26 protein-coding genes and 1 pseudogene are annotated in these 23298 nt (G+C 71.5%); 9 read left to right on the top strand and 18 right to left on the bottom strand.

What is annotated here, in order from left to right:
• The first annotated feature begins 34 nt into the window (after positions 1-34).
• Genes MCHLDSM_RS14010 through MCHLDSM_RS14000 form a run of 3 tightly spaced genes read left to right on the top strand, consistent with a single transcriptional unit; the run spans position 35 to position 2863 of the window.
• Positions 35-919 (top strand): SDR family oxidoreductase, encoded by an 885-nt coding sequence (locus MCHLDSM_RS14010; protein WP_048470603.1) that lies wholly within the window; start codon positions 35-37, stop codon positions 917-919.
• A complete protein-coding gene (locus MCHLDSM_RS14005; protein WP_407661864.1) occupies positions 916-2457 on the top strand; it encodes a long-chain-fatty-acid--CoA ligase in 1542 nt (513 codons plus the stop codon). The genes MCHLDSM_RS14010 and MCHLDSM_RS14005 overlap by 4 nt, the downstream gene beginning before the upstream one ends.
• A 19-nt stretch (positions 2458-2476) precedes the next feature.
• Entirely contained in the window at positions 2477-2863 is a 387-nt protein-coding gene (locus tag MCHLDSM_RS14000; RefSeq protein WP_048470601.1) for a VOC family protein, read from the top strand.
• On the opposite strand, the gene MCHLDSM_RS13995 is transcribed toward MCHLDSM_RS14000, so the two are convergent.
• Genes MCHLDSM_RS13995 through MCHLDSM_RS13985 form a run of 3 tightly spaced genes read right to left on the bottom strand, consistent with a single transcriptional unit; the run spans position 2860 to position 4742 of the window.
• Positions 2860-3159 (bottom strand): DUF3349 domain-containing protein, encoded by a 300-nt coding sequence (locus tag MCHLDSM_RS13995; protein ID WP_048420674.1) that lies wholly within the window; start codon positions 3157-3159, stop codon positions 2860-2862. The genes MCHLDSM_RS14000 and MCHLDSM_RS13995 overlap by 4 nt on opposite strands.
• 12 nt (positions 3160-3171) lie before the next feature.
• Positions 3172-3459: a hypothetical protein gene (locus tag MCHLDSM_RS13990; protein WP_048470600.1), complete on the bottom strand. Its 288-nt coding sequence runs from the start codon at positions 3457-3459 to the stop codon at positions 3172-3174.
• Positions 3460-3485: 26 nt separating this feature from the next.
• Positions 3486-4742: an inorganic phosphate transporter gene (locus MCHLDSM_RS13985; protein ID WP_048470715.1), complete on the bottom strand. Its 1257-nt coding sequence runs from the start codon at positions 4740-4742 to the stop codon at positions 3486-3488.
• A gap of 227 nt (positions 4743-4969) precedes the next feature.
• On the opposite strand from MCHLDSM_RS13985, the gene MCHLDSM_RS13980 reads away from it, so the two are divergent.
• Together MCHLDSM_RS13980 and menE are read left to right on the top strand one after the other, a co-directional pair.
• Positions 4970-5296: a DUF3349 domain-containing protein gene (locus MCHLDSM_RS13980; protein WP_082168882.1), complete on the top strand. Its 327-nt coding sequence runs from the start codon at positions 4970-4972 to the stop codon at positions 5294-5296.
• A 50-nt stretch (positions 5297-5346) separates the two neighbouring features.
• Positions 5347-6441 carry an o-succinylbenzoate--CoA ligase gene (menE, locus tag MCHLDSM_RS13975; RefSeq protein ID WP_048470598.1) on the top strand — a complete coding sequence of 365 codons (1095 nt, stop codon included), beginning with the start codon at positions 5347-5349 and terminating at the stop codon, positions 6439-6441.
• On the opposite strand, the gene MCHLDSM_RS13970 is transcribed toward menE, so the two are convergent.
• Genes MCHLDSM_RS13970 through MCHLDSM_RS13940 form a run of 7 tightly spaced genes read right to left on the bottom strand, consistent with a single transcriptional unit; the run spans position 6438 to position 10356 of the window.
• The gene (locus tag MCHLDSM_RS13970) at positions 6438-6620 is read right to left on the bottom strand and encodes a CsbD family protein (RefSeq protein ID WP_407661860.1); all 183 of its coding nucleotides are present in this window, start codon (positions 6618-6620) and stop codon (positions 6438-6440) included. The genes menE and MCHLDSM_RS13970 overlap by 4 nt on opposite strands.
• The gene (locus tag MCHLDSM_RS13965) at positions 6613-8202 is read right to left on the bottom strand and encodes a phospholipase D-like domain-containing protein (protein ID WP_048470597.1); all 1590 of its coding nucleotides are present in this window, start codon (positions 8200-8202) and stop codon (positions 6613-6615) included. Before MCHLDSM_RS13965 ends, MCHLDSM_RS13970 begins: the two co-directional genes overlap by 8 nt.
• The gene (locus MCHLDSM_RS38765) at positions 8199-8744 is read right to left on the bottom strand and encodes a hypothetical protein (RefSeq protein WP_053082980.1); all 546 of its coding nucleotides are present in this window, start codon (positions 8742-8744) and stop codon (positions 8199-8201) included. The genes MCHLDSM_RS13965 and MCHLDSM_RS38765 overlap by 4 nt, the downstream gene beginning before the upstream one ends.
• Positions 8741-9313, bottom strand: coding sequence for a DUF6286 domain-containing protein (locus MCHLDSM_RS35015; protein WP_053082979.1), 573 nt, complete (start codon positions 9311-9313; stop codon positions 8741-8743). Before MCHLDSM_RS35015 ends, MCHLDSM_RS38765 begins: the two co-directional genes overlap by 4 nt.
• The gene (locus tag MCHLDSM_RS13950; protein ID WP_048470596.1) at positions 9310-9708 is read right to left on the bottom strand and encodes an Asp23/Gls24 family envelope stress response protein; all 399 of its coding nucleotides are present in this window, start codon (positions 9706-9708) and stop codon (positions 9310-9312) included. Before MCHLDSM_RS13950 ends, MCHLDSM_RS35015 begins: the two co-directional genes overlap by 4 nt.
• On the bottom strand, positions 9701-9880 hold the full coding sequence (locus MCHLDSM_RS13945; RefSeq protein ID WP_048420681.1) for a hypothetical protein: 180 nt from the start codon (positions 9878-9880) through the stop codon (positions 9701-9703). The genes MCHLDSM_RS13950 and MCHLDSM_RS13945 overlap by 8 nt, the downstream gene beginning before the upstream one ends.
• 35 nt (positions 9881-9915) lie before the next feature.
• Complete coding sequence (locus MCHLDSM_RS13940; RefSeq protein ID WP_048470595.1) at positions 9916-10356, bottom strand: Asp23/Gls24 family envelope stress response protein; 441 nt, start codon at positions 10354-10356, stop codon at positions 9916-9918.
• 214 nt (positions 10357-10570) lie between these two features.
• On the opposite strand from MCHLDSM_RS13940, the gene MCHLDSM_RS13935 reads away from it, so the two are divergent.
• On the top strand, positions 10571-11926 hold the full coding sequence (locus MCHLDSM_RS13935) for a hypothetical protein (protein ID WP_048470594.1): 1356 nt from the start codon (positions 10571-10573) through the stop codon (positions 11924-11926).
• On the opposite strand, the gene MCHLDSM_RS13930 is transcribed toward MCHLDSM_RS13935, so the two are convergent.
• Genes MCHLDSM_RS13930 through MCHLDSM_RS13910 form a run of 5 tightly spaced genes read right to left on the bottom strand, consistent with a single transcriptional unit; the run spans position 11852 to position 15374 of the window.
• Positions 11852-12319 carry a hypothetical protein gene (locus MCHLDSM_RS13930; RefSeq protein WP_109788816.1) on the bottom strand — a complete coding sequence of 156 codons (468 nt, stop codon included), beginning with the start codon at positions 12317-12319 and terminating at the stop codon, positions 11852-11854. The genes MCHLDSM_RS13935 and MCHLDSM_RS13930 overlap by 75 nt on opposite strands.
• On the bottom strand, positions 12316-13422 hold the full coding sequence (locus MCHLDSM_RS13925; RefSeq protein WP_048470712.1) for a molybdopterin-dependent oxidoreductase: 1107 nt from the start codon (positions 13420-13422) through the stop codon (positions 12316-12318). Before MCHLDSM_RS13925 ends, MCHLDSM_RS13930 begins: the two co-directional genes overlap by 4 nt.
• 4 nt (positions 13423-13426) lie before the next feature.
• Positions 13427-14056: a methyltransferase domain-containing protein gene (locus tag MCHLDSM_RS13920; protein WP_048470592.1), complete on the bottom strand. Its 630-nt coding sequence runs from the start codon at positions 14054-14056 to the stop codon at positions 13427-13429.
• Positions 14056-14721 (bottom strand): TIGR04282 family arsenosugar biosynthesis glycosyltransferase, encoded by a 666-nt coding sequence (locus MCHLDSM_RS13915; RefSeq protein ID WP_109788815.1) that lies wholly within the window; start codon positions 14719-14721, stop codon positions 14056-14058. The genes MCHLDSM_RS13920 and MCHLDSM_RS13915 overlap by 1 nt, the downstream gene beginning before the upstream one ends.
• Positions 14718-15374 carry a glycosyltransferase family 2 protein gene (locus MCHLDSM_RS13910; protein ID WP_170216885.1) on the bottom strand — a complete coding sequence of 219 codons (657 nt, stop codon included), beginning with the start codon at positions 15372-15374 and terminating at the stop codon, positions 14718-14720. Before MCHLDSM_RS13910 ends, MCHLDSM_RS13915 begins: the two co-directional genes overlap by 4 nt.
• A gap of 103 nt (positions 15375-15477) precedes the next feature.
• On the opposite strand from MCHLDSM_RS13910, the gene MCHLDSM_RS13905 reads away from it, so the two are divergent.
• Both MCHLDSM_RS13905 and MCHLDSM_RS13900 read left to right on the top strand, forming a co-directional pair.
• Positions 15478-16218, top strand: coding sequence for a response regulator transcription factor (locus tag MCHLDSM_RS13905; RefSeq protein WP_048470711.1), 741 nt, complete (start codon positions 15478-15480; stop codon positions 16216-16218).
• On the top strand, positions 16205-17224 hold the full coding sequence (locus MCHLDSM_RS13900) for a sensor histidine kinase (protein ID WP_048470589.1): 1020 nt from the start codon (positions 16205-16207) through the stop codon (positions 17222-17224). The genes MCHLDSM_RS13905 and MCHLDSM_RS13900 overlap by 14 nt, the downstream gene beginning before the upstream one ends.
• A 76-nt stretch (positions 17225-17300) precedes the next feature.
• Here MCHLDSM_RS13900 and MCHLDSM_RS13895 read toward each other — a convergent pair whose 3' ends face one another.
• Genes MCHLDSM_RS13895 through MCHLDSM_RS13885 form a run of 3 tightly spaced genes read right to left on the bottom strand, consistent with a single transcriptional unit; the run spans position 17301 to position 20266 of the window.
• On the bottom strand, positions 17301-18419 hold the full coding sequence (locus MCHLDSM_RS13895; RefSeq protein WP_048470588.1) for an NAD(P)H-dependent flavin oxidoreductase: 1119 nt from the start codon (positions 18417-18419) through the stop codon (positions 17301-17303).
• A 42-nt stretch (positions 18420-18461) separates the two neighbouring features.
• The gene (locus MCHLDSM_RS13890) at positions 18462-19493 is read right to left on the bottom strand and encodes an NAD-dependent epimerase/dehydratase family protein (protein WP_048470587.1); all 1032 of its coding nucleotides are present in this window, start codon (positions 19491-19493) and stop codon (positions 18462-18464) included.
• Positions 19490-20266, bottom strand: coding sequence for an S-methyl-5'-thioadenosine phosphorylase (locus MCHLDSM_RS13885; RefSeq protein ID WP_048470586.1), 777 nt, complete (start codon positions 20264-20266; stop codon positions 19490-19492). Before MCHLDSM_RS13885 ends, MCHLDSM_RS13890 begins: the two co-directional genes overlap by 4 nt.
• Before the next feature lie 116 nt (positions 20267-20382).
• Between MCHLDSM_RS13885 and MCHLDSM_RS13880 the strand changes: the two are divergent.
• Positions 20383-23298 (top strand): annotated as a pseudogene (locus MCHLDSM_RS13880) (arabinosyltransferase domain-containing protein); the annotation flags it as partial.

Raw genomic sequence — 23298 nt, 5'->3', positions numbered from 1 at the left:
GCGACCAAGCACGCCGAAATCACGAGGAGATCTCATGACACGAAACCCGCTGCGGCGGCTGGCCGAGCAGGTGGCGCTGACCAGCATGCGGCCGCCGCTGATCCCGACGCTGCTGCAGTACCGCCCCGACCGGGAGATCATCGACCTGAAGGGCAAGCGGATCCTGCTGACCGGCGCCTCGTCGGGCATCGGGGAGGCCGCGGCCGAGAAGCTGGCCCGCCGCGGCGCGACCGTGGTCGCGGTCGCGCGCCGGCAGGATCTACTCGACGCGCTGGTCACCCGGATCACCGACGCCGGCGGCGACGCCCGCGCCCACACGTGCGACCTGTCCGACCTCGACGCGATCGACGCGCTGGTCGCGACCGTCGAGGACGAACTCGGCGGCATCGACATCCTGGTCAACAACGCCGGCCGCTCAATCCGGCGCCCGCTGACCGAATCGCTGGACCGCTGGCACGACGTCGAACGCACGATGGCGCTGAACTACTACGGCCCGGTGCGGCTGATCCGCGGGCTGTCGCCCGGCATGCTCGAGCGGGGCGACGGCCACATCATCAACGTCTCGACGTGGGGGGTGAAGACCGAGTCGCCGCCGCTGTTCGGCGTCTACAACGCCTCCAAGGCGGCGCTGTCGTCGATCAGCCGGATCATCGAGACCGAGTGGAGCGACCGCGGCGTGCACTCCACGACGCTGTACTACCCGCTGGTGAAGACCCCGATGATCGCGCCGACCCGCGCCTACGACGGGCTGCCCGGGCTGTCGGCGGAGGAGGCCGCGGGCTGGATCATCACCGCCGCCCGGCACCGGCCGGTCAGCATCGCTCCGCGCATCGCGGTCACCGCGCACGCGATCAACAGCATCGCCCCCGCCGCGGTCGACACGATCATGAAACGTCAGCGCATGCAGCCGCGGGACTGACCGTGATCCACAGCGTCGCCGGCGTCGTGCGCGTGCACGGCCGTGACCGCCCGGACGCCCCGGCCCTGATCGTCGACGACCGCCCGATCACCTTCGGCGAGCTCGACGACCTGTCCAACCGCGCCGCGCAGGCGTTCGCCGCGGCCGGTGTCGGGGCAGGCGACCGGGTGGCGTTCCTCGACCGCAACGGCGCCGAGTTCTTCGTCGTGATGTTCGGGCTGGCCAAGCTCGGCGCGATCGGTGTGCCGGTGAACTGGCGGCTGGCGCCACCGGAGATAGGGCACATCATCGGCGACTGCGGGGCCGCCGCGGTGGTCGTCGGCGCCGACTTCGTCGGCCACGTCGAGGCGATCGAATCCACCCTGGACGCCCGCATCGTCGCGATCGGCGCCCACCCCCGCTGGCCGGACCTGCACGACTGGCTCCGGACCCATCCTGCGGTCGACCCCGGCGTCGTCACCGGACCCGACGACCTGGTGTTCCTGATGTACACCTCCGGCACGACCGGTCTGCCCAAGGGCGTCATGCTGAGCAACGCCAACTACGTCTGCAAGACCAGCGGTGTCGAGCAGCCATGGCGCTTCGACGCCGACGCCGTCAGCCTCGCGGTGATGCCGCTGTTCCACATGGCCGGTTCGGGGTGGGCGTTCGCCGGGCTGTGGCACGGGGCGGTGACGGTCGTGCTGCGCGACGTCGACCCGGCGGCGATCCTCGACGCGATCACCACCCACCGCGTCACCAACATGCTGGTGGTGCCCGCAGTGGTGCAGTTCCTGCTCGACACGCCGGGCATCGACGCGGCCGACCTGTCGAGCCTGCGGATCGTCGTCTACGGCGCGTCCCCGATCAGCGACGACGTCCTGGTCCGCGGGATCGCACGGTTCGGCGGCGTCTTCGCCCAGGTGTACGGGATGACCGAGACCACCGGCTCGATCACCCAGCTCGGCGGCGACGAGCACTCCCCGGAGTTGATGCGCTCATGCGGAAAACCGTATCCGTGGGTGCAGATTCGCGTCGTCGACCGGGCCGGCGCCCACGTTCCGACAGGCACCGTCGGCGAGGTCTGGACCCGTTCGGCGCAGAACATGCTGGGCTACTGGGCCAACCCCGACGCGACCGCGGCGACGCTGACCCCCGACGGGTGGCTACGCACCGGCGACGCCGGCTATCTCGACGCCGATGGCTACCTGTACCTGCACGACCGGATCAAGGACATGATCGTCTCGGGCGGGGAGAACGTGTACCCGGCCGAGGTGGAGAACGTCCTGATGACCCATCCCGGGGTCGCCGAGGCCGCGGTCATCGGCGTCCCCGACCCGCGCTGGGGCGAGGCCGTCAAGGCCGTGGTGGTGGCTGCGCCGGGCGCGCACCTGACCGAGACCGACCTGATCGGGTACGCGCGGGGCAGGCTCGGTGGGTTCAAGCTGCCCAAGACCGTCGACTTCGTCGACGCGCTGCCGCGCACCCCCAGCGGCAAGATCCTCAAACGCGCGCTGCGCGAACCGTATTGGGCCGACGCGGATCGGCGCATCGGCTGACGTGGTAGACACTGAAGCCATGGAGATCCTGGCCAGCCGGGTGCTGTTCCGTCCCGCGGACTACCACCGATCGCTGGCCTTCTACCGCGACGGGCTGGGGCTCGCGATCGCCCGCGAGTACTCCGGGGGAACGGTGTTCTACGCCGGGCAGTCGCTGCTCGAACTCGCCGGCCACGGCGCCCCGGCCGCCGGCGGGCCGCCGTTCCCGGGGGCGCTGTGGCTACAGGTTCGCGATCTGCACGCGACACAGAATGCGTTGCGGGAGCGGGGAATTCAGATCACGCGCGAGGCGCGCCGGGAGCCGTGGGGGCTGTTCGAGATGCACGTCACCGATCCCGACGGGGTGGCGCTGATCTTCGTGCAGGTGCCCGAGGACCATCCGCTGCGCCGCGACGTGCGCGACTAGCGGACCGGCGCCGCCAGCGGCCACCCGACCGAGGCCAGGCGCGCCGCCACCTGGTGCATCTCCTCCGGGTTGGGCTCCTTGTCGGTCACCAGGTGGATGGCCGCGTGGATCTCCTCGGGCGTGACGGTGTCGGAATCGGCGCGCTTGAGCACCGTCTGCGCCACCTTGACGACCTCCTCCTCGGACAGCGTCCGGGCCAGCAACGCCAGCAGCGGGAAGTAGTCGGTCTGCGGAACACCTTGGGGGTAGCCCTCGTGGAGCCACCCGAGAACGTTGTTGAGGACGTTCTGGGTCATCAGCGTGTCAGCTCACTTCTTGGGGAGGAAGGGGAACAGGTCGATGCCGGTGTGGTGAATGATCGTCGTGCGGGTGATCCACAGGACCGCGGTCAGGATCACCCAGCCGACGAACACGAACAGCGCCACACCGAGGAACTTGAGGGCCGGATTCGGCGCGACGGCGGCGGTGCCGTCAGAGCCGTCGTTGCCCGCCCCGCGGGAGAACGCCACCAGGCCGGTGGCGAAGACGGCCGGCAGGCCCGCGCCGAGGACGAGACCGACGACGAGCACCTTGAGGATGCTCTCCAGGTAAGTCATGGGATTTCCTTCGCTGTCGGCGTCGGTCAGACCGCGGCGGGCTTGGAGGGCTTGGACTCTGCGGGCGCGGCATCGCGCACCTCGGCCGGGACCACGGAGTTGGTGGAGGTGTCCCAGTCGGCGTTGACGTTGCGGTGGTCCACCTTCTGTTGCTGCGCCCGCCACCACATGTAGAAGGACAGGCCGACGAGGATCAGGAAGATCAGTCCGTCACCGGCCAGCGCCGCCCCGGTGAGCCTCTCGACGGCGTGGGACAGCCAGAACGCGAGCGCGCCGACCAGTGCGGCTGCGGGCAGCGTGACCAGCCACGCGACCGCCATCCGGCCCGCGACCGCCCAGCGCACCTCGGCGCCCGGCTTGCCGACGCCGCTGCCCAGGATCGACCCGGTCGCGACGTGGGTGGTGGAAAGCGCCATGCCGGCGGCGCTGGAGCTCAGGATGATCGCGGCCGACGACGCCTCGGCGGCCAGGCCCTGTGGCGACTCGATCTCGACCAGGCCCTTGCCCAGCGTGCGGATGACCCGCCAGCCACCGATGTAGGTGCCCAGGCCGATCGCGACGGCGCAGCTCAAGATGATCCAGAACGGCAGCCCATCGGCTTTCACGTCCCCGGTGAGGTGGCCCGTGGTGATCAGCGCCAGCGCGATCACGCCCATGGTCTTCTGCGCGTCGTTGGTGCCGTGCGAGAGCGCCACCAGCGAGGCGGTGGCGATCTGACCCCAGCGGAAGCCCTGCTCGCGACGGTTCTTCATCACCTTGCGGGTGATCCGGTAGACCAGCCAGGTGCCGCACGCGGCGACCAGGCACGCGATCACCGGCGCGGCGACGGCCGGGATCAGCACCTTCTGGGTGACGCCGGTCCAGTTGACGCCGTTCAGCCCGACCGCGGCGAGGCCCGCGCCGATCAACCCACCGAACAGGGCGTGCGAGGAACTCGACGGGATGCCGAACAGCCAGGTGAGCAGGTTCCACAGGATGCCGCCGATCAGGCCGGCGAAGATGATGGTCAACCCGGTCGAGGCGTCGATCGACGGCAGCAGTGCGCCGGTCTTGCTGTCCTGGATCTTGAGCACCGACGTCGTCACGGTGACCGCGACCTCGACCGACAGGAAGGCGCCGACCAGGTTGAGGACGCCGGCGAGCAGCACCGCCGTCTTCGGCTTGAGAGCACCCGTCGCGATCGACGTCGCCATCGCGTTGCCGGTGTCGTGGAACCCGTTGGTGAAGTCGAACGCCAGTGCTGTGACGATCAACAGCACCAGGATGATGAACTCTCCGCTCATGGCGCTCATTCTGCTGGTCCCCGATCGCTTTTGACTAATCGACATGGACCCGAAATCCAGGTGCCAAAAGGCACTTTTTCCGCTGCAGGCCAGGTGTTCATCTGATGTTCATCTTGCCGCCCGGAACCGTTGCCCGGGCGCAGCTCTCGTGCCGTGTCGGACAGGCACCGGGGCTACTATCGAGCTGCCGAGGGCGGTTCGCCCAGCGTTGTTCGTGGGAGATGGCGTTGACCAAGTTTCTGGCCAAGATCGTGGCGTGGATCGCGGCCGGGTATCCGGAAGGGGTGCCCGGTCCTGACCGCGTGCCGCTGCTCGCACTGCTGCGCCGCCGCCTGACCGACGACGAGGTCAAGGCCGTCGTCGCCGAGCTCACCGCCCGCGCGGAGTTCGATGATCCGACGGCCAACGGGATCGACCGCGTGGACATCGGGGTGCTGATCACCCAGATCACCGACGATCTGCCCTCCCCCGACGATGTGGAGCGCGTGCGCGAGCGGCTCGCGGCCCAGGGATGGCCACTCGACGACCCCCGCGACAGCGAGGACACCCCATAACCACGCTGCGCCCGCTCGCCGTCGGTTCGGGCGCCGCGGCGCTGTCCGCGATGAGTGCGATCGGCGACGCGCTCGACGGCCGGGCCGGCCTGCTGCCGGTGCCCGCCGACGATCCCGAGCAGTCCGCCGCGACGGCCCGCGCTCTGCGGGCCGGCGAGCCGATCGACGACACGGTGGCCGCCGTGCTGTCCACGTCGGGCACCACGGGCATCCCGAAGGGCGCGATGCTGACCGCGGCGGCGCTGCTCGCCAGCGCCGGCGCCACCCACGACCGGCTCGGAGGTCCCGGCCGCTGGCTGCTGGCGCTGCCGGCCTACCACGTCGCCGGCTTCCAGGTGCTGGTGCGCAGCGTGGTGGCGGGCACCACCCCGGTGGCCGTGCCCCCGAGTGCCGCCCCGGCCGAGCTGGCGGACGCGATCGAAACGATGGGCCCAGGCCGCCGGTACGCCTCGCTGGTCGCCGTCCAGCTGGACAAGGCACTCGGGGATCCGAGGGCGACCGCGGCGCTGGCCTCGCTGGACGCGATCCTGATCGGCGGTGGCCCGATGCCGGCGACGATCGCCGAAAAGGCAAGTGCGGCAGATCTTTCGGTGATTCGCACCTACGGGATGAGCGAGACGGCGGGCGGCTGCGTCTACGACGGGGTCCCGTTGACCGGGGTGCGGGTGGCGCTCGACGACGGGGGCCGGATCTCGCTGGGCGGGCCGACGGTGGCGTCGGGTTACCGGAACCCGGTGACGCCGGACCCGTTCGCCGATCCGGGCTGGTTCCGCACCGATGACATTGGCGCAGTAGATGATTCGAGGGTGCTGAGAGTGCTCGGTCGGGTCGACGACGCGATCAGCACCGGCGGTCTGACGGTGCTACCGGCACTGGTGGAGGGGGCGGTGGCCACCCACCCGGCGGTGGCCGACTGCGCGGTGTTCGGGGTGGCCGACGAACGACTGGGGCAGCGTGTCGTCGCCGCCGTGGTTCTGATCGACGGGGCGACGATCACGCTGCCCGAGTTGCGTTCTCATGTCAGTGCGGCGTTGTCGCCGACGGCGGCACCCCGGGAGGTGCACGTCGTCGACGAACTGCCGCGGCGCGGGATCGGAAAGATCGATCGCCGCGAACTCATCCGCCGGTTCGGCGGAGAAGGCTAGCTGGTGAACTTGTCCTTGATGTTCTCGCCGACCTTCTTGGCGCCCGAGACGCCCTGATCCTTCTTGCCTTCGGCCTTCAGGTCGTCGTTGCCGGTGATGTCACCGACCACTTCCTTGACCTGACCCACGGCGTCCTCGGCGGCGTTCTTGGCCTTGTCGATGAATCCCATGTCACTCATCCCTTCTCGTGTTCGCAGCACCCGTTGCGGGTGCCGACACAGGTTGGTCGTCCCCGGCGTCGCGATCCGAACGCGCCAGGGACGTGATGTGCGACACGACAGCGGGATACACCTGCGACACCGGCCACATCACCAGACCGTGCACCAGGCTGCCGAAGCCCTCGAGCAGGGAGGAGGGGACGTGGTCGGGATCCATCAGATCGTTCTCCCCGAAAGGCCCTGCGTCACCGGAGACCATGAGGCGGGTGAACTTGCGCAGCGATCGGCCCGTGCTGCGCAGAGCGTTGACGGTGGCCAGGAACGATCCGTGCCGCTCCATCTCGGCGCGGAACTCGGTCACCGACACCCCCAGGTGTTCGGACACCAGATCGTCTCGGGCGAGCAGGATTTCGTGGGCGACGTCGGCACGGTCGCCGGCCTCGATCGCGACGTCGCACTCGCTGTCGAAGCCCAGCGAGCGGTTGTTCAGATTCGACGACCCGATCCGCAGCAGGCGGTCATCGATCACCATCACCTTGGAATGGACGTAGACCGACATCCCGCCGGTGGTGACGGGCCAGTAGACGCCGAATCTGTTGTGCTCGTCGGCTTTCCACAGTTTGCGCAGCAGCCGCTCGCGGGCGCTGTCCATCGATTCCTGCTCGAGCCGGCTCTCCGAGCTGCGGGGCAGGATGATCACGACCTCGGGGCCGTCGGGCTCGCGCAGCCGCGCGGCGAGCGCGTCGGCCAGCCGCCTCGACGCGAGGTACTGGTTCTCCAGGTAGATGACCGAGCGGGCCTGCCGGATCGCGGCGAGGTTGAGCGCCTCGACTTCGCGGACCTCCGGGCGGGTGCGCAGCGGGGGCTGTGTACGGGCGATCGCGACGTCGACGTCGCGCACCGCGGGGTTCAGGCCGCGCGGCCACACCGGCCCCACGGGGCTCACCGGGTGCAGCGTCACCCCGGTCGCATCGTGCCACCGCTGGCGCGCCTGATCGGCCAATGCTCTGGCCGCGTGGTCGTCGACCACCGCGGCCACCTCGTGCCGCGGGCCGTAGGTGTGTCCCGCCGCCGAGCGGCCGTGGTCGTGGCGCTCGTGTTCGCGCCGGTCCCAGCGACCGAGGGTGAGGTCGATGCCGCCGCAGAACGCCACGGCGTCGTCGATGACGACGATCTTCTGGTGGTGCACCGCACCGGTGGGACGGGCGCCGTCGACGGCGAAATGCATGCGCGGCAGGGTCAGCCGGTTCACCAGTGACACCGGGGTGAGACCGAACCAGAACCCGTCGAGCGCGGGCAGCAGCTTCAGATTGGACTTGAGCAGGTAGATCTCGAGCTCGGGGCGGCGCCACACCAGCCAGGTCAGGAACAGCCCGAGATGGTTGGGGCCGCTCAGCGACGCCCCAGTGGGCTCGAAGGCGGTGCGGGCGTCGAGATCCCAACCGATCAGCATGATCCGCCGGCGCGCCCCGAGCATCGCCTCTTTGACGTAGTACAGGTAGTCGGCGCCGTCGACGATGCGGCTGAAGCGCCCGGCGCGTTCCGTGCGCCAGCACGTCACGCCGGGCACCAGCACCTGGCCGCCCTGCCCGACCGCCGTCATCGCACGACGGCCCCGGCCTTGGTGTCGATGTGCAAGATGGTCCGCAGGGCGACGCTGTCGCCCAGCATCACCGCGGCGGTGCGGGCGGCCTCGTCGGCGGCGCCCACGGCGGCGGGCAGGCCGTGCCGGGCCGGCACCCGCGCGGTCAGGGTGACCGTCGGACGCCCGCGCAGCACGGTGGCCGCACCGGACGCCTTGGTCACCGCGGCGTCGGCGCCCAGCGCGTCGGCGGCGGCGGACGCGACCGACGTGGCATCGGCGGTCGTCCCCGCGTCGCCTGCCAGGCTCACCCGGCTGGCCCTGGCCGCCCACCGGTGCGCGGCCAGCCACCGCAGTGCCAAAAGGATCAACACGATCCCGGCACCGCCGGCCGCCCACGGCCACCAGGACGCCGCCATCCAGTCGCCCAGGGGCGTCTGCACGGCGCGGTTCGCGCCGATGACGCCGTTGTGCCAGGCGACGGCGGCCAGACCCAGGGCGAGCAGGCCCAAGCCGGTCAGAAACGTGAAGGTGCGGTCGAAGCCGACGGACATGCGGCTCATGAGGTCTCCTCGGTTCGGGTGCGGACGACGACGCGGGGCGGGTGCTCCAGCGCACCCAGGGTCTGGGTCACCGCGTCGGTGATGGTGCTGCGCAGCGCGCCGCCGTCGTCGCGGGTGACCCGGCAACGCAGCACGACACGCCGCTTGGAGGCGGTCGCCCGCGCGTCGACCACGCCGGCCACGTCGCGGGCGCGGGCGGCGGCCAGCTTGGCGATGCCGTCCACGCTCAGATAGACCGGCGTCTCGGCGCGCACCGCGACCGCGGTGCGCCGGCGGGGCGACAGCGCGATCACCATCAGCAGCAGGCCGAGCAGGGCCAGCACCACACCCGCGGGAATCAGCCAGCCGCCGGGGGTGACTCCGTCGACCGTGTCGGCGACCGCGGGCAGCCACGTGGACCCGGACGCCCAGCCCAGCCCGACGACCGCGTCGCGAACGGCGACCCCGCCGGCGGCGGCCAGGACGAGCGCCAGGACGACCGCGACCTTGCTGGCCCCGGCCGCGGCGACCGGAACGGGTCCGGATCGGAGCGAAACATTCTGCGACGGAGGTGTTTCCAGCGTTGTCATGAGAGTGTCCTTCCGTTCGTGCGCCCCTCGGGGGTGACGATCGCCGCGACGTGCACGGTGATGCCGTCGACCACGAGACCCGCGTGATCGCGCAGCGCCGTGGTGATCCGGGAGCGCGCGTCCGCCGCCAGGGCGGCCAGCGGGCGGCCCCACTCCGCGGCGATCTCCACCTCGGTGCGGACGTGATCGCCGGCGACGACGGCGTCGACGCGCGGCAGATCGTGGCCGATCAGGCCGCTGAGCGCCTTCCCGTGCCGGCGCACGCCCGGCGTGGTCAGCACGGCGGCCTCCACCAGATGCTCGATCGCGCGGCCGCGCACCTGCAGGCTGCCACGGTCACCGGGGTCGGTGACCGGGGCAGCCTCGTCGAGCACGGCCGCGCCGGTCTCAGCCACGGCGCCGGCCCTGGAACCAGGTCGTCACGTCGAACTCGCCGTCGCGCTGTCCGCCGATGACGTAGCCGATCGCGCCCAGGATCAGGGCGACGAGGAAGCCGGTGAAGCCACCCGCGGCCGCCGCCACCCCGAGGAGCACGCCGGCGAGCATGCCGACTGTTGCAGTGGTCATTGTTGGTTCTCCTCTGACGTTCGTCCGGGCGGCCGTCACTCGACCCGGCCGGAGCGATCCTCGGCGTCGTCACCCTCGTCGGGGACGTGAACGTCGTGCACCGTGATGTTCACCTCGACGACCTCCAGACCGGTCATGCGCTCCAGCGCGGCGATCACGTTACGGCGGATCCCCGAGGCGACATCGGAGATGGACACCCCGTACTCGGCGACGATATCGAGATCGACGGCCGCCTGCTTCTCGCCCACCTCGACCGAGACGCCCTGCGCGTAGTTGGTGGACGCGCCCGGGATGCGGTCGCGCAGCGCGCCGACGGCGCGGCTGGCATTGCCGCCGAGATCGTGCACGCCGTGCACCTCACGGGCGGCCAGGCCGGCGATCTTCGACACCACGACGTCGGCGATGGTCGTGTTGCCCTGGGTGGTCACCAACGGGCCGGCCGGCTTGGTGGCAACGGCGGTCGTCGAGCTGGTCATGTCAGGTCCTCCTGTGTGGATGTGTTCGTCTTCGTACACGTCTTCTGTCGTGCGGCCCGACCCGATCCGAATGCCGGCTCGATGTAATCCGGCACACATCCCCACCACGGAGCAAATAGGCAGCGGTATCCAATACCCGGTGCGGCTCGGCGGGCAAACCCACGTCACCGACGTGTCAGACCTCGTGCCGCACCCGATCCCTAGGCTGTCGGACGTGTCTATCGGTCGCAGAGAAACGGTCGCCGTCGCGGTCGGCACGGTCCTGGTGGTCGCGGCGTTCGTCGTCCCCCGCCTGGACCTGGGCCCCGTCACACCGCTGATCAACGCGACACCGGACCGGTTCCGCGACTTCGCCGACACCGCCCCGATCTTCGGCTGGTGGAACGCCCACGTGGGGCCCGGTACCGTCCCGGCCGTCGCGCTGGCGCTGGCCGCCGTGCTGTGGGGACCCGCGCTCGCCCAACGGCTGCCGTGGCGCTGGCTGCCGTGGACCGCCTGGGCGGTGTCGTGCGCGTGGGCGTTCAGCCTCGCGATGGTCGACGGCTGGCAGCGTGGCTTCGCCGGCCGGCTCACCGCCCGCCACGAATACCTGCGCCAGGTCCCGACCATCGACGACGTCGGCGAGGCGGTGCGCACGTTCGCCGGCCGAATCCTGGACTACCAGCCCGATTCGTGGATCACCCACGTCTCGGGGCACCCGCCGGGGGCGCTGCTGACGTTCGTGTGGCTGGACCGGATCGGGCTCGGCGGAGGGGCGTGGGCCGGGCTGCTCTGCCTGCTGGCCGGGTCGAGCGCGGCGGCCGCCATCGTCGTCGCGGTGCGCGCGCTCGCCGACGAGGACATGGCCCGGCGGGCGGCGCCGTTCGTGGCGGTGGCGCCGACCGCGATCTGGATCGCCGTGTCCGCCGACGGCTACTTCGCCGGTGTCGCGGCATGGGGCATCGCGCTGCTGGCTCTCGCGGTCACGGGCACGACGCGGCTGGCGGTGCCGGCCGCGGCGGGGGCGGGGCTGCTGCTGGGCTGGGGCATCTTTCTCAACTACGGCCTGGGGCTGATGGCGCTGCCCGCGGTCGCCGTGCTGATCAGCGCGCGCACCCGACGGGCCGCCCTGACCGCGCTGGTGCCGGCCGTGGTGGCCGCACTGCTGGTCGTCGGAGTGTTCGCCGCGGCCGGGTTCTGGTGGCTCGACGGCTATCACCTGGTGCAGGAGCGCTACTGGCAGGGCATCGCCAACGACCGCCCGTTCGCGTACTGGGGCTGGGCGAACTTCGGATCGGTGGTCTGCGCGATCGGGCTGGGCAGCGTGGCCGGGCTCAGCCGCGTCTTCGACCTCGCCGCGCTGCGGCGGCGCAGCGGGATGCACCTGGTGGTGCTCGGGGCGCTGCTGGCGATCGTGGCCGCCGACCTGTCCCGACTGAGCAAGGCCGAGACCGAACGGATCTGGCTGCCGTTCATGGTGTGGCTGGTGGCCTCGGCGGCGCTGCTGCCGCGGCGGTCACACCGCTGGTGGCTGGCCCTCAACGTCGTCGGCGCGCTGGCCGTCAACCACCTGATCCTGACGAACTGGTAGCCGCCGCGCCACGAGCAGGTACACCGGGACGCACACCCAGACCACCGCGAGCGCGATCCACAGCCCCGCCGCGTAGTCGCGGTCGAGCACCGTGAGGTTGTCGGGCCGCGCGCCCGGCTTGTCGTAGACCGGGATCGCCAGCAGGGCCAGCACCACACTGCACAGCGCCGCCACCGCCACCGGTGTCCGCCACGCAGCCGGCACCAGCCGTCGCCCGGCGAAACCCAGTGCCGCGCACAGCGGCGCGAACACGAAGTCGTGCAGGACGACCCCGGCCGCCGCCCACACCGCGATCCGCACCAGCACCACCGGTGGTTGGTCGAGCAGCAGCAGCGCGCCGTACGCGCCGACCGCGAGCCCGGCCACCACCAGGGCGATACGCAGGATCCTCACGGCACCACCTCGATCCGGGTCAGCCATTTGGTCTGCAGCACACCGGGTCTCGTCGGCGCGATCAACCGGCACGGGTAGCCGTGGTCGAGATTCAGCGTCTCACCGTTGATCTGCAGGGCGATCAGCGACATGTCGTCGCGGGCGTGCCGGGCGGGCAGCACGGTCCGCGAGTACGGGCCCGGCGGCTCCAGCGAGATCATCCGCACATCGGAGTCCGGCGCCGCCCCCACCTCGGCCAGCAGCCGTGACAGCACCACCCCGGTCCATTGCGCCTCCGCGCTCCAGCCCTCCACGCACGCGATCGGCAACCGGTGGGTGCTCTGCGGCATCGCGGCCAGCTCGGCGAGGGTGAACGACCTGCTGCGTGCACCGTTGGTCACCGTGAGCCGGTACTCCGGCGACCGGGCCGCGGCGACCACTCCGGCTGCCACGGCGGACCTGTTGACCGGAATCCCTTGCGGCCCAGTGCCCGAGCGTGGCGCGAGCACCGAGACCCGGCGCAGCAGCGGGACCGTCTGACCTGCGGTGACGACGGTGGCGACCGCGACCGACAGCCATGTTCCGATCAGCACGGTGCGCCGCGTCGGGCCGGCCTGCGGGACATGCGACCCGTCGTCGAGCGGCTCTCCGAGCGCACGCCGGATCACCGGCAACTTGACCCCGATGTGCACGATCACCGCGCCGATCGCCACGTAAGTGGCCGCGTAATGCGCTGTGGTGAAGAAGAATCCGAACACGTACCACTGCGCGGTGTTGAGCAGCCCGGTACTCAACTGGAAGATGATCGAGGCGACCAGCACCAGGATCGAGATCCGCTCGAGCGCGCGGACCGGGCCCCCGAGCAGCGGACGCTCGAACAGCTTCGGCCAGACCGACCACAGTTTGACCACGAGCAGCGGAATCGCGGCGATACCGCTGACGACATGCAGCCCCTGCGTGAACCGGTACAGCCACACGGGCCGGGTCGGCCACCAGAACCACGGCTGCGGATGCTGGATCAGATGACTGATCAGCCCTGTGGCGAAACAGATTCCGATCGCGACGCCGAGCGCCACGCCGACGCGGGCGGTGACGGCCGTCCCGCGCAGATACAGGGTGGGCATCTCGTCACGCCGCGGCGAGGCTTGCGACGACCCGGTCGCCGATGTGGCGCACACCCGCCACGGACAACCCCACCTCGGCGGCCAGGTCCGGCATGCAGTCGATGCCCACCGAGGCCCAGCGGAACCACGGGCCGATGGTGCTGGCCGACTCCAGCCGCACCCAGCCGACGTCGACTCCCGCTGTGTCGGAATCGAATTCGGCGACGCACTGACCGCCGCTGCGCAGCAGCTCGGCGGCGCGGCGGAGCACTTTGACCGGGTCACCGCCGAGGCCGACGTTGCCGTCGGCCAGCAGCACGGTCTGCCAGCGCCCGGTGCCGGGCAACGGTTCGAACAGGTCGCGGTGCAGTGCCGGCGCACCGCTGCTGCGGGCCAACCGCACCGCCGTCTCCGACAGGTCCACCCCCAGCGCCGGTACCCCGCGCTGCACCAGGTGGGCCACCAGCCGGCCCGGGCCGCAACCGAGGTCGATCGTCGGGCCCTCACACATCTCGACGACGGTGTGGTCGAAGCGCTCGTCGGCGTGCCGGCCGCCCAGCCAGCTGTGCACCGGCAACTTGCTCACCCGCCCGTCGTCGCGACGCACCCAACATCGCTCGCCGTCCAGGGCGCGGTCGTAGAGCTGTCCGAACATCAGGCCTCCACCGTCGCAGTGATCCGGCTGAATCGTGAGCCGGCCGGGCAGGCGCGACGCACCACGTCGACGTCGTCGATCGTGTCGACGTCGGCGAGCTGCGCGACCAGTCCCACCGACAGTCCGGTGTGCTGCAGCGCCGACAGCGTTACAGCGCCGGTGTCGGGCGCCGACATCGGCACGTCGCGCAGACAGTCGGCGCGCGCCGCGTCGCGCACCCCGAGCACCCACCAGCCGCCGTCACACGCCATGCCGAGTACGGCGTCGTGCTCGGCGAGGCCCCGCACACAGTCGGCCAGCAGCTCGGGGGTCACCTGCGGGGTGTCCATCCCGATCTGCACGACCGCCGCCCCGTCGCTCGCGGCCGCCGCGTCGAGGTGCGCGTTGGCGAGCCGGTCGGCGAACCCGTCGCCCCGCTGCCCGACCACGACGAAGTCGTCGAGGCGGGCCCGGATCTCGGCCGAACGGGCGGCGGCGTCGAGGTCTCCGGTCATCGCAACGACCCGCGCCTCGGCGGGCATCGCCGCCACGGCGTCGAGAGTGTCGAGCAGCGCGGCGGCGGCGATGTCGGCGGCCACCGCGTCGCCGAGCGTCGCCGCGAGCCGCGTCTTCGCGAGCCCGGGCACCGGCGCCTTCGCCACGACCAGCAGGCAAATTCCCGTCACGAGATGGCCTTCCAGAAGTCCAGGGCCGCGGTGGCGCTGCCGCGCACCGAGCCGCTCACCTTCGAGGTGCCGCCGGTGCGCGGGCCGTAGGCGACGTCACGTTCGGTCACCGTCCAGCCTGCCTGCGCGGCGCGCACCAGCAGCTCCAGCGGATAACCCGAGCGGCGGTCGGTGACGCCGAGCGCCAGCACCGCATCGCGGCGGGCCACCCGCATCGGGGCGATGTCGTGGACCTGCAGTCCGTAGCGGGTGCGCAGCCGCCAGCACACCGCTGCCGTGCCGAGGCGGGCGTGCCACGGCCAGGTCAGGCCTGGTGTCGCACGGCGGCGTCCGATCGCCATGTCGGCGCCGCGCTCGACGTCGTCGACCAGGGCCGGCAGCTCCTGCGGGTCCAGCGACCCATCACCGTCGAGCACCGCGACGATCGGCGTCGACGCCGCCACCACGCCGGCGTGCACCGCCGCCCCGTAGCCGGGGGTCGTCTCGGCGACCACGTCGGCGCCGCAACGGCGCGCCACCAGCGCGGTCGCGTCGGTGCTGTTGTTGTCCACCACCAGTGCCCTGTACCCCTTGGGCACGGCGGCCAGAACGCCCGGCAAAGACTCGGCCTCGTTGAGGCACGGCAGGACCACCGTGACGGGACAGTCGGGCATAGACCGCAACGCTAGGCCAGGCATGCGGCGGACGCGAGCGGCAAGCCTGACAATTCGATGACATAGCTGCAGGTAGCAGCATTGTGGGGCTAGCCTCTGTGTGGTGACCCGCGTGCTGATCGCCGATGACGATGACGTCGTCCGCGACGTCGTCCGGCGCTATCTCGAGCGCGACGGACTCGTCGTGTCCACCGCACACGACGGCACCGAAGCGTTGCGGCTGTTGGGTTCCCAGCGCATCGACGTCGCGGTGCTGGACGTGATGATGCCCGGCCCCGACGGCCTGTCTCTGTGCCGCAGCCTGCGCAAACGCGGCGGCTACGCAGTGCCGGTGATCCTGCTGACCGCCCTGGGCGAAGAGGACGACCGCATCGCCGGGCTGGAAGCCGGGGCCGACGACTACCTGACCAAACCCTTCAGCCCCCGCGAACTCGCGCTGCGGGTGCGCTCGGTGCTGCGCCGCGCCCCGTCGGCGACCGGCGTGATGCCGATGGATCTGCGATCGGGTGATCTGACGATCTCGACGGCCTCGCGCACGGTGACGCTGGCGGGCAGACCGGTCAGCCTCACCAATCGCGAGTTCGACCTGCTGCTGTTCTTCCTCACCCACACCGACACCGTGTTCACCCGGGAGGACTTGCTCAAGCAGGTGTGGCACTGGGACTTCGGCGACCTGTCGACGGTGACCGTGCACGTCAAGCGGCTGCGGTCCAAGCTCGGCGACCGTCACCGGGTGCAGACGGTGTGGGGCCGCGGCTACATGTGGACCTCCGACGCGACGGCCGATACGAGGGCCGACGCTTCCGCAGAACCGACCTCCGGACGGCCGGATGCCGACGACTGATTTCTGGGAGACCGTCGGCTGGGCCCTGGCCTGCTCGGTACCCGTGGTGCTGGTCGGCGCGGCGGTCATCCGGCTGGCGCGGACGTGGTCGCTCGCGGTCAGCATGGTCGCGCTGGTGCTGATTCCGGTGCTCGCGACGCTGGCCGGGGTGATCGGCGCCAGCGGCTTCATGATCACGCCGGCCAGCATCGCCGTGGTGTTGGCGGTCGTCTCGGTGGTGACGATCCCCGCCGCGGTGATGCTGGGCCGCTATCAGGCGCGGCGCACGGTGTGGGAGGCCGAGATCCGCGACTCCGAGCGGGCCGCCGAGCAGTCGAGGCGCCGGCTGGTCGCGTTCGTCAGCCACGACCTGCGCACGCCGCTGGCCGGCATCCGCGCGGTGTCGGAGGCGATCGCCGACGGGGTGGTCCCCGACGACGAGGTGCGGGTGCACGCCAAGCACATCGAGCACGAGTCGGTGCGGCTGTCGGAGATGGTCGACGACCTGTTCGAGATGTCGAAGATCAACGCGGGCGCCCTGACGCCGTCGTTCGACAAGGTGGCGCTCGACGAGGTGGTCGACGACGTGCTGTCCGCGCACCGGATCGCCGCGGAGCGTGCCGGGGTGCAGTTGGAGGCGAACCTGCCCGAGGAGCCGGTGCGGGTGGTGGGCAGCGACCGCGCGCTGGTGCGGGTGCTGTCGAACCTGGTGGCCAACGCGATCGCGCACACGCCCGAGGGCGGCAGGGTCGAGCTGGCGCTGGGCGCCGACGAGAACAGCGCGTGGGCCCGGGTGGACGACACCGGCGTGGGCATCGACGAGGCGGACCTGCCGCGGGTGTTCGACGTGGCCTATCGCGGGTCCAACAGCCGTGTGCCGCGGGCGGATTCGTCGCTGCCGAGCGGGTCGGGGCTGGGGCTGGCGATCGCGGCCGGCCTGGTGCAGGCGCATCGCGGCACGCTGTCGGCGCACAACCTGCCGACGGGCGCCCGCTTCGAGGTGCGCCTCCCGCTGGCCAGCGACTGAGTTTCCTTGCCGCGGAATAGCATTCCTGGTCGCTGCGAGCGAGATTTCACAGCCCGGAATGCTATTCCGCGCAACGTCAGCCGGGCAGTGAGTTGCTCAGGCGTTCCGCGGCGGCCAGGTAGTCCTCGATGAACTCGCGCACCACCTCGCGGGCCGGCTTCACCTTGTTCATCAGCCCGACGCCCTGCCCGACGAAGTAGGTGGCCAGCGCCTGCGCGCCCTCGTGGCCCTGCGAGGCCAGCACGTCGATGCGGCGGATCACCGGCTCGCACAGCATCGACTGCAGCGGCAACGGCAGCGGCTGATGCCCGTCGGCGCTGGGCTGCCAGGCATCGGTCCACTCCGACTTCAGCTGCCGCGACGGCTTGCCCGTGCGGCCCGCCGAGCGCACGGTGTCCCGCGACGACGCCGCCAGCATCTTCGCGACCGTGTGCGGCGCGGTCTCGGCCTCCTCGGTGGTCAGCCACACCGATCCGGTCCACGCCCCGGCGGCACCCATCGCGACCATGCCCGCCATCTGCCGGCCCGTCACGATGCCGCCGGCCGCCAGCACCGGCACCGCGCCGTCGATGGCGTCCAACACTTCGGGCACCACGACCAGCGTGCTGACCTCACCGCAGTGCCCGCCGGCCTCGGTGCCCTGGGCGACGATCAGGTCGACGCCCGCGGCGACCTGCTTGACCGCGTGCTCCTTGGCGCCGACCAGCGCCGCGACCGGGATGCCCCGTTCCTTGCCGGCCTCGATCATGTAGTCCGGCGGCACCCCGAGCGCGTTGGCGATCAGCTTGACCGGATGCGTCAGCGCGACGTCGAGCAGTTCGCGTCCGGTGTTGCCCGACAGCGACGAGCCGCCGAGTCGGCGTTGCGGCTCGGGCTCGATGTCGTGGGCGCGCAGCAGGTCGTCGACCAGGTCGCGGTAGCTCTGCGGGATCCGGGCGGCCAGGTCGGAACCGGACAGCTTCTCGCCCTTGCCCTCGAACTTCGCCGGCACGATGAGGTCCACGCCGTAGGGCTTGCCCGCCACGGCGTCGTCGATCCAGGCCAGCTCCCGGTCCAGCTGCTCCGGGCTGTACGCGGTCGCCCCGAGCACGCCGAAGCCGCCGGCGTTGGTCACCGCGGCCACCACATCCCGGCAGTGGCTGAACGCGAAGAGCGGAAAGTCGATCCCGAATTGGTCGCACAACGCTGAGCTCATGAAGCCCAGTATCGCTTGACGGCTGTCAAGAACGCCAGATGCTCATCCCCGCAGCGGCGCGGTCGCGAACTCGGTCAGCCCGTCGGCCGGATCGATCACCGCACGGAATCCGAGCACCCGTTCCGCCTTCGCCGGGTCGGCGACGATGTGCCGGACGTCGCCGCTGCGGTACTGGCCGGTGACCACCGGCGCGACGTCTGCGCGCGCGTCGCACAGTTCGGTGGCCACGTCGAGGATCGACACCGGCCGGCCCGAGCACACGTTGAACGCGTCGAACCCGTCGAGGCCCGCCTCCACGGCCGCGACGTTCGCCGCGGCGATGTCGTCGACGTGCACGAAGTCGCGCATCTGCCCGCCGTCCTCGAAAACCCTTGGTACGTCACCTGCTTCGAGCGCCGACCGGAAGATCGCGGCCACCCCGGAGTACGGGGTGTCGCGCGGCATGCCGGGGCCGTACACGTTGTGGTAACGCAGCGCGACCACCGAACCGCCCGTCGATTCGCTCCACGCCAGCGCGTAGTGCTCCTGCGCGACCTTGCTCGCGGCGTAGAGGCTGCGCGGGCGCAGCGCGGCGTCCTCCCCGACCAGCGCCCAGTCCACCCGCTCCCCGCCCAACGGGCAGCGATGGTCGAACACCCCGGCGTCGAGGTCCTCGCGCCGCCGCGGCTGCGGGTCCACGTCGCCGTGCTCGGGACACACGAAGCGGCCCTGTCCGTAGACCACCATCGACGACGCCAGCACGAGGCGTTGACATCCGGCGGCGAACATCTCCGCCAGCAGCACCGCGGTGCCGAGGTCGTTGTGCGACGCGTACGACGGCGCATCCGCGGCGTTCACCCCCGCACCCACCACCGCGGCCTGATGACACACCACGTCGACACCCTCGAGCGCCGCGGCCACCGCGGCGGCGTCCCGCACGTCCACCCGCGTCACGTCGGCAGGCAGGTCGGCGTCCTCCCCGTGCGCGGCGGGCAGCAACGCGTCGACGGCGACGACGTCGTGGCCGGCGTCGGCGAGCCGGGCCCGGATCCGGGTGCCGATGAAGCCGGCGGCGCCGGTCAGCAACACCCTCATGGCAGGTCGAACGGCAGCTCGACGCCGTTGTGGGGGAGGCAGTGGGTACAGGTCCGCTCGGAGTCGACGTTCTCGATCGCCTCGTGCACGAGCTGCTTGAACGGCACCAGGTTGCGCTCGAACTCGGCGAACACGTCCACCGCCCGCACGCCCTGTCCGGACTCGATACCCGCGTCCAGATCGGTGACCAAAGCGATTGCGGCGTAACACATCTCGAGTTCCCGCGCGAGGACAGCCTCCGGGTATCCGGTCATGTTGACCAGCCGGAAACCCTGATCGGCGAACCATCTGCTCTCGGCGCGCGTCGAGAACCGCGGCCCCTGGATCACCACCATCGCCCCGCCGTCGACGACACCGGGCAACCCCGTCACCGCGTCGCGCAGCGTCGGGCAGTAGGGGTCGGCGAATCCGACGTGGATGCCGCCCGAATCGAAGTACGTGTCCGCGCGCGCCGATGTCCGGTCGACGAGTTGATCGGGCACCACCATGGCGCCCGGACCGAGTGCGGGGTCGAGACTCCCGACCGCGCACGGGCCGAAGATGCGGCGCACGCCCAGCGCGCGCAGCGCCCACATGTTGGCGCGGTACGGCACGGTGTGCGGCGAGAATTCGTGGTTGACGCCGTGCCGCGGCAGGAAAGCGACCTCGTGCTTGCCGACCGTCCCGACGGTGATCGCCGCGCTCGGTGCGCCGTAGGGGGTGTCCAGGCTGACGCTCCTGGCGTCGGATCCGAAGAACGAATAGAACCCGCTGCCGCCGATCACTCCCAGCACTCACCCGCTCCTCACGTCACCGACACTGCGCCCCATTGTGGAGCATGGGTCCGGCCCGCCGTCCATGACGTTGCTGTGACGTCTCGGCGTGGGCCGGCGGGACGAGGGGCGCAACGATGCAGGCTGACCGCAACGCTATGCGGCCGCACATGTCGAGACCCCGGACCTGGTTCGCTCTCCTCGTCGGCCTCGCCGGCGTCGCGAGCGCGCTGGCCCTCCCGTTCGCCCCCGTCGTCGCCGAGACGTCGACCCTCACCTGGCCCGCGTCCGGCAGGCCGCCGGTGTCGAGCACCGTCCTGACGGTGCCCTACCGGCCGCAGGAGCTGACGGTGGCGCTGCCGTGCCCGGTGTTGCGCCCGGCGGCCGACCGTCCGACGGCGGTGACCGTGCTCAGCACCGGCGACGGGGGGCTGACGGTGACCGGCGGCCCCGCCGGGGTGCTGCTGCGCGCGGGTGACCGGACGGAGGAGCTGCCGGTTCCCGCGGCACCGGCGGACTGCCGGATCAGCATCGAGGCCGGACCCTCCGGCATCGCGGTGCTGCAGGCCGACGGACGCGTCACGTACCTCGCCGACCAGCAGGTGCCCGAGATGTTCGAGCTCCGCACCGACCTCGACCCGGCCCGCGCACTGGGACTGTCGGTGACCGCCCTGATCGGGGGCCCGTTCGGCACGACGCCGACCACGGCCAAGGCCGTACTCGTCGCGGTGCAGCTGCTCTGCGCCGCCACGGCACTCGCGCTGCTGCTGAGTGGCCGTGTCCGGCGGCCCCGGCTGCGTTGGACCCGGCTGTGGTGGATCGACGCCGCGGTGATCACCATCTTGTGCGGGTGGGCCGTCATCGGCCCGCTCGCCGTCGACGACGGCTGGGCCACGACGATCGCCCGCACCGTCGCCGCGACCGGCGACCCCGGCAACTACTACCGCTGGTGGAACGCCGCGGAAGTCCCGTTCGCGCTCAGCCAGGAGCTGCTCGCCCCGCTGACCCGGATCAGCCTCGCACCGCTGTGGCTGCGCGTCCCCAGCACCCTGCTCGCGGTGGCGACGTGGTTCACGCTCAGCCGCGGCGTCCTCGGCGCAGCGCTGCCGCGTCACGCCGGCCGGGTGCGGCTGCTGGCCGCCCTGTGCCTGCTCGTCACCTGGCTGCCGTTCAACCTGGGCACACGTCCGGAGTCCTACGTGGCGCTCGGCGTCACCGCGGCGCTGGCCCTGGCGTGGCGGACACGGGGGCCGGCCGGGCTGGGCCTGCTCGCGCTCGTCGTCGCGCTGACCGTCCCGATCAGTCCGACCGGCCTGCTGGTCGCGGCCCCGATCCTGGTCTTCGCCGACCGGCTGCGCGCCGCGGCACGTGCGCCCAGCCGCCTGCACATGCTGGCCACGCTGGCGTTGGTGGGCAGCATCGGCGCCGTCGCGCTCTCGGTGATCTTCGCCGACCAGACGTGGGATGCGCTGGTCACCGCCACCGAGTGGCACAACACGTTCGGGCCGTCGCTGCCGTGGAACGAGGAGCCGACGCGGTACCGCTACCTGTTGCAGGCCGACCAGCAGGGCAGCATGGCCAAGCGGCTGCCGATCCTGGTCGCGATCGCGCTGCTGCCGATCGCCGGCGCGACCGCTCTGCTGCGCCGGGACCGCACGGGTGCGTCGGCACTGCGCCTCGCGGCGGTCGTGGTGGTGATGCTGGCCCTGTTCGCGACCGGCCCGTCGAAGTGGTCCTATCACTTCGGGGCCGGCGCCGGGGTGTTCGCGGCGTTCCTGACCGTGACGACGGTGCTGCTGACGCAGCGGGTCCGCGCCGCCGGCCGAGTGCAGGCCGCGGTGGGGGTGGTCGGCTCGGGGCTGCTGGCCGCGGCGGCGGCGCTGGCGTTCGCCGGCCCGGACGCCTGGTGGCTGCCGGTGCTCTACGACGTGCCGTGGGCGTCGTCGTCGATCCGGCCCGCCGGTGTGCCGCTGGACAACCCGCTGCTGTGGGCCGCCCTCCACGCGGCGGGTGCGGTGGCGCTCGCCGTCGTCGCGCGAACGCGGCTGCCCGCGCTTCTGGCCGCCGGGCCGGCGGTGCTGACGCTGGTCACGTTCGGCACGGTGGTGGTGCTTCTGCTCGGGTCCTTCACCGCCGCTCCGTTGCGGCGATCGGCGGGATCGCTGGCGATGGTCAACCTGCATCGGCTCGCGTCGACGCGGGTGTGCGGACTGGCCGACGACATCGAGTTGCTGCCCGACGGCGAGGTGTTGGCACCTACCGAAAGCACCGACGAATCAACAGGTTTCGCCGCCGGAGCCGGATACTTTCCCGGCGCTGCGCCACCCGACCCGCCGGGCACCGGGACGTCGGCCTCCCTGTGGGGCAGCTGGACGCCGGACCCGTCGTCCACCGGCACGATCACCACCGAGTGGTTCACGCTGCCGTCGTTGGCGCCGAATTCCGGTGTGGCCCTGTCGGTGTCGGGACGCACCTCGGACGGCAACGCACTGAGCCTGGAATTCGGCAGGACCGACGGCAACACCGTCGCGGTCCTGGGCAGCAGCACCCCGGTCGACCGGCCCGCCGCCGACGAAGTGCCGACGCAACCGCTGTGGCGATCGATCGGTGTCGACGCCGCCGACGTCCCGGCGGGCGCGGACCGGGTCCGGGTGCGTGCCGTGGACGGCCGGACCGACGAGCAGGGCTGGCTGGCGTTCACCGGGCCGCGGCTGCGCTCGACGATCCCCCTCACCGCCTTCCTGGCGGCGAACGGTCCCGTGCTGATCAGTTGGCCGCAATCGTTCCTGTTCCCGTGCGTGCACGACATCGCCGCGGTCACCGGCGGTCTGGCACAGACGCCCCGGACGGTGATCGAGTCTCCGCGCCCCTGGTTCACCGAGGACCGCGACCCTGCCGTCGGCGGAACGTTCGCCGGGCTCACCGGGTCCGCGGTGCTCAACGAGATCCCCAGCCGCATCATCGGACATCCCGACCTCGACTGGGGCACGGTGCGCGTCGTCGACACCCGCTTCGAGCGGGACTCCTACGCGCGCAGCACGACTCGCGCGACG

The organism is Mycolicibacterium chlorophenolicum, assembly GCF_001044235.1.
Lineage (GTDB): Bacteria > Actinomycetota > Actinomycetes > Mycobacteriales > Mycobacteriaceae > Mycobacterium > Mycobacterium chlorophenolicum.
Note: the sequence above shows the minus strand (reverse complement) of the source record. Positions and strands in the feature narration are given on the sequence as shown.